The organism is Vibrio sp. OPT46, assembly GCF_015163535.1.
In the GTDB taxonomy this organism is placed as follows: Bacteria; Pseudomonadota; Gammaproteobacteria; order Enterobacterales; family Vibrionaceae; genus Vibrio; species Vibrio alginolyticus.
In genome coordinates this window covers 94,756-100,258 of the sequence record NZ_JADDYG010000898.1, presented here as the reverse complement: position 1 = coordinate 100,258, position 5,503 = coordinate 94,756, and the positions used below count along the sequence as shown (strand labels likewise).

Sequence of the window (5,503 nt, the reverse complement as noted above, 5' to 3'; positions counted from 1 at the left end):
ATGAAGCCTCACAAAGTGTGACGTACACCAATAGCAAAGGCGATCAAGTGAATCCGTTGGGTTACATGGTGGCAGAGATTTGGAAAGGGGAGTCTGAGATTGCGAATGAGGCGTATGGATCGAACAGCGATCCAGCATTGTGCTCTGCGTTTGACTTCCCTATGCGATATCGCATCGTTGAAACTTTGGCCGTGAATGAGAGCGGCGTGGGTGGTCGCGGTGTGGATTGGTTAGACAACGGCTACAGCACACACAACCAATATCCAACACATGCGCAGCCGAATTTGATGATCGGCAACCATGATTTAGTGCGCTTTGGTGACTTGTTACAGCGCGGAAACTTGGCGGATGTGAATGATGCAGAATATTGGTTACGCCATAAAGCCGCGTTTGCTTTCCAAGCGGCGTACACCGGGCCAATCACGTTGTACTACGGTGATGAAATCGGGGATCAAGTGGATGGTTTTGCCGCAAAAGAAGACAACAGCACCTGTGCCATTCAAGGTTTGTGCGATGATCACGTTGCGCGCAGCAGTGCGAAAATTGAAGGCGTGACGGCGACGCTTGATGCAAACCAAGCCGATCTCAAATCTTATGTGACATCGCTGATGACAATGCGCGATGCGCATCCTGCACTTTATCAAGGGTCACGCACGAATTTAGTTGCGAGTAACGGCAGTTATGTGGACTTGAAACAATCTGGTTCGGACAAAGTCTTGTTTGCGCTAAATACCTTAGAGAGCGCTAGAAGCGTCACTCTTACTCAGGAGAGTGTTGGTACTGGTGAGTTGGTGGATTTGCTCACGAATGAAAAAATTACTCCGAGCAATGGTCAATATCAGATTCTGATGTCGCCACTACAAGGACGATTCTTTGCGGTAAAACCTTAAGGAATTATCCAGAATTGATGCTCACCAGTTGAGCTGACCACAAGCTTTCTTATAAACAAGCCAAGTGTTGTTGCTGACCCCCATAGGCGCATACTTGGCTTTTTTCTGTCTGTTTTACTTTTCCCTTAATGGTTTTACGACGATGTAGCCAACAAGTTGCTTCGCTTTTTGTATTGGCGTTTGTTTTCAGCAGATGGATATTTGTGAGATAAGCTGCACATTAAAAAGTAAATTAACACTTGTGCAACGTAAAAATGTGACTGAAGGATTACTTATGCCCCACTAATATGTTTATCGTGTTTGGGATTTATATAACTAATGGAAAAGTATAATGAAATCCATAACGAACTCCCTCTGTCTCCTTGCTGCTGTTAGCTCTCCGTTTGCATATAGCCAAATTATCAACGGTGACTTTGAACAGTGGAATGGCAATGTACCTACGCAGTGGTCAGTGATTGACGCTGGCATCGCGGTGTCGCCAAGCAGCGAACAAATCAAATCGGGCGGCCTGGCTGCTCAAGTCGTCGTGAATACAGGTACCCAAAGCAACACTGACCTTTTGCAAACCATTAATGTGGAGCAAGGGAAAACCTATCCGTTTTCTGTCTCGGTTTATCACACCGAAGGAAATGTAAAAGCACGTCTGGTGGTTGATGGTTATCACAATTACTCGAACCCACAACAGATAAACCAGTGGCAAGAGCTCGTGCACAATTACACAGCGAGCTCGAACAAGACCATCAACGTCGGTTTGCGTTTTTACGATGAAGCCAGTTTTGATGGCTCAGAAGTTGTCTACGTCGATAATTTTCAACCGACCGAGGCAAGTACACAACCTCCTGTAGAAAATTGTAGTGATCATGAGGTGGTTCTTACACTCACGACGGACAACTATGGCTCAGAAACTAGCTGGGAGTTGAAAAATAGCCAAGCGCAAGTGCTTTTCTCTGGTCAGGGGTATGAGTCGTCAACCTCTGTTGAAAAGAGCATGTGCTTAGCTGACGGTAACTACCAATTCACGATTCAAGACGAGTATGGTGACGGCATTTGTTGTGGCAGTGGCGCGGGGTCGTACATTCTGACTGAGGGAGATAAGACTCTTGCTTCTGGCGCTGAATTCTCGAAAAGTGAAACCACCGATTTTACGTTAGGTGACTCAACCACGACCCCACCAGTGGTTGATGGTTACTATCAAGCGGCATCTGGTAAGACGGGCTACGCTCTAAAAACGGCGCTGTTTAACATTATCAATAATCACTCCAGCCGAGGTTATTCTGCGGTGTGGGCCTTGGTAAAAGATGCCGATATTGATCGTTATTACGAAAATGATGGCTCTATTCTCGATATGTATTCTGAAAAGCCATCTGCTAGCGATACAGTAAGCTTTACCAAAGTCACAGACCAATGTGGCCAATACAAAACGGAAGGGGATTGCTACAACCGTGAGCACTCTTTTCCGAAAAGCTGGTTTGGCGGTAAGGTTGAGCCGATGAACTCAGACGGTCATCACTTGTTTGCGACTGATGGTTATGTAAACGCGAAGCGCAGTAATTGGCCATTTGGTGAAGTGGGCACCGCGACCTACGTGTCTAGTAATGGCTCTAAACTTGGCCAAGCAAGCACTAGTCTGGGCTACTTCGGTACGGTGTTTGAGCCGATTGATGAGTTTAAGGGCGACTTCGCCCGTGCTTATTTCTACATGGCGACCCGTTATGAAAATGTTGTAGGTAATTGGGAAGGTAACTCAAGCAATGCGGATGCTGTCCTTGATGGTTCAAGTTCGACGGTTTTTGAACCTTGGGTGTTAAACATGCTTAAGCGTTGGCACAAAAATGATCCCGTTAGTGAAAAAGAACGAAATCGCAATCAACAAGTGTTTGATTTTCAGGGCAATCGTAATCCATTCATTGATCATCCTGAGTTTGTTGAACAGATTTGGGGAAACTAACACCTTTTTGATTTTGGTATCCACCATTTAGTGACGCCAATAAAACAAAGGGGAAGCGTGATGCTTCCCCTTTTTCATTACGGATGTTTTTAAATGAAACTAGTTTTTGGTTACCGTCACGATTGGCGCCGACTTGTCAGCCGCGTTGAAGTGGAAGTTGTAATTTCCTGCTTCTGCAATCGCAATTTTCAGGTTTGCACTACCGCCACCGACTTCCATCGTTAGCGCTTTACCAAGCTCAACACTGCCTTCGCCACCGAAGTTGGTGTCTGCTGCCCAGTCTGCGCTCGCAACTTTCATCTCGTAGTTGCCCGCCGCTAGGGTAATGTCTAGCGAGTAAACGTCATTTGCTACATAGCTGAACTTCGCAGTTGAGTCTTGTGCTGGAGCATCCCATGTAGTGATAGTGCCACGTAAGTAAAGTGCTGTTTCACCGAATGTTGGTGCATCTGCTGACTTGGTCACTGACACGACCGGTTTTTCTACGCTTTCATCTTGAACATGTAGCGCGTTCAGAGTGAAGTTGTACTTACCTGTTTCAGCAACAGACAGCTTACAGTTACCTTCTGAACCTAAGTCTAGTGAACCAGAAGCTATATTCGCAATATCACAACCGATGTTTGGATTTGCCCAACCAGAGTCCGCGAATTTGAACTCGTGTTCACCAGCTTCAAGAACGCCAGTTACAGAGTACATACCGTTGCCAATAAAGGTCATCGCCCAATCACTGCTATCAGACCACTCGTTCATCGTGCCTTTCACGTAAACAACGGTTTCGCCGTAAGGAGGAATGCTCGATACGTCTTTGTTATCCGTGTTTACTGGTAGGCCAGCACCTTGTGCGCCGTTTTGTGGCTGCACGAATACCGCTGTTGTCAGTGCTGGTACTGTGAACGTTTCATTGGTGAAGCTTGCACCTTTCACGATGTCATCCGCAGAGTTTTGTTGAACTTCATGTAACTCGAAACCAGTTGCGCCAGCAACTTTGAAAGACTTCTCAGTTGATGTTGAGTTCACAACGGCCACGACAGCATCGTAGTTCGAATCTAAATCGGCACCTGCTGATGTACCATCGTCGATAGACATCACAATCAAGCCTTCCACTTGGTCTTTCCCTACGTTGCGGAAGTCCACACGGTTCATCACTTCTTGCGCGGTATCTAGGCGGAACAGTTCGCTTGTGCTACGGATTTTTAGTAGCTCTAGGAATTGTTGCTTAGTCAGCTCGATGTCGGTTGAATCTGGTTTCGCCGTGCTGTCACCAACGATGGTTTTGATCAGCTCCCAGTTTGCACCGTCTTTGTCTTCACGTGGTAGACCAACGTTCCAGTTATTGTCGCTTCCGTCGAAGAATACACGGTTGAACCAGTCACCAGAATCGTACGAGTCGCGCTGCATGGATTTAGAGCGCAATAGCTCAGAACCCATGTGGATGAATGGAATGCCTTGACCAAGCATCACCGTTGATAGGGACACAGCCTGCATACGTGCACGTTCGGCAGATGAAGTGCCTGTCGCAATCTTGTAGGCGTTGTTATCCCACAATGTTTGGTTGTCGTGCTTAGACACGTAAGAGATGTTCTCTGATGGCACTTTTGTGTAGCCTGCAGGCGCACCATTGTAATCAACGTTTTTACCCAGTTTGGTTTCGCCTTTGTAATCAAGAAGGATGTAGTCAGCCAAGTTACCAGCCATACCTAGACGAACCAGGTCTTGGTTGTGTAAACGACCATTCACCGACTCTGCGTCAGTTTTGGTTTCTTCGTTAGGATAAGCGGCGTTACCAAAGCCTTGGTTAAAGCGAAGTGGGTGCTTACCTTCAGAATCTACACCGCCATCAAACGGGCTTCCGCCACGAACTGCGTCACGCAGACGATCAGAGAAAGTACCGATTTCTGTCCCCGCCATGTTGACTTGTGTCGCCTGATCGAAGCGAGCGTTTTGCGCGACTTCACCGAAGTCCCAACCTTCGCCGTAGAACAGAGTATTCGGATCAATTTCACGGACTTTTTCAAGTGCGTAAACCATCACATCTTTCGGCTGGTGGCCCATAAGGTCAAAACGGAAACCATCGACTTTATAGTCATCCGCCCATACCATCAATGAGTCAACCATTAGTTTACCCATCATCAAGTTCTCGGTTGCGGTGTTATCACAACAGGTTGAGTTTTCGACTCCGCCAGTGTTGACGTTTAGGCGGTGGTAGTACCCAGGGACAATCTTATCCAGTACTGATTTTTCGTTCACACCAGATGCATTTGTGTGGTTGTACACGACGTCCATGACCAGTTTCAGATCCATTTTATGCGTCGCTTGAACCATTTCGCGGAACTCAAGAATACGCTTAGACCCGTTAGGATCGGTCGCATAACTGCCTTCTGGCACGGTGTAGTGGTAAGGGTCGTAACCCCAGTTGAAGCTGTCTAGCATGCGAAGATCGTTCATCAACGCTTGTGCTTTGCCCGTTGTTGGGTCGTAGCTATTTAATACCTCTTCAATCACTTTGCCGTCATCTTCGGTCTCACAAATGGAGGCTTCTGGCTTGATGCCACAAAGTTTACCCACGGTGTCGGTGATATCGACTCGCTGGTCAGCGTCTTCATCCACGGTTGCAATATCAAACGCAGGCAGGATATGTAGCGTTGTTAGGCCAGCATCTTTCAGG

At 47.0% G+C, this 5,503-nt stretch carries 3 protein-coding genes; 2 read left to right on the top strand and 1 reads right to left on the bottom strand.

Annotated features, from left to right (window positions below; translation table 11 throughout):
* A partial coding sequence (locus tag IQR33_RS35085) for an alpha-amylase family glycosyl hydrolase (protein ID WP_265575819.1) occupies positions 1-890 on the top strand: 890 nt, incomplete at its 5' end.
* A gap of 331 nt (positions 891-1,221) precedes the next feature.
* On the top strand, positions 1,222-2,838 hold the full coding sequence (locus IQR33_RS31860; RefSeq protein ID WP_193837790.1) for an endonuclease: 1,617 nt from the start codon (positions 1,222-1,224) through the stop codon (positions 2,836-2,838).
* Positions 2,839-2,937: 99 nt separating this feature from the next.
* Here the strand turns inward: IQR33_RS31860 and pulA are convergent.
* On the bottom strand, positions 2,938-5,503 hold a 2,566-nt coding region (gene pulA / locus IQR33_RS31855; RefSeq protein ID WP_193844324.1), incomplete at its 5' end, for a pullulanase-type alpha-1,6-glucosidase.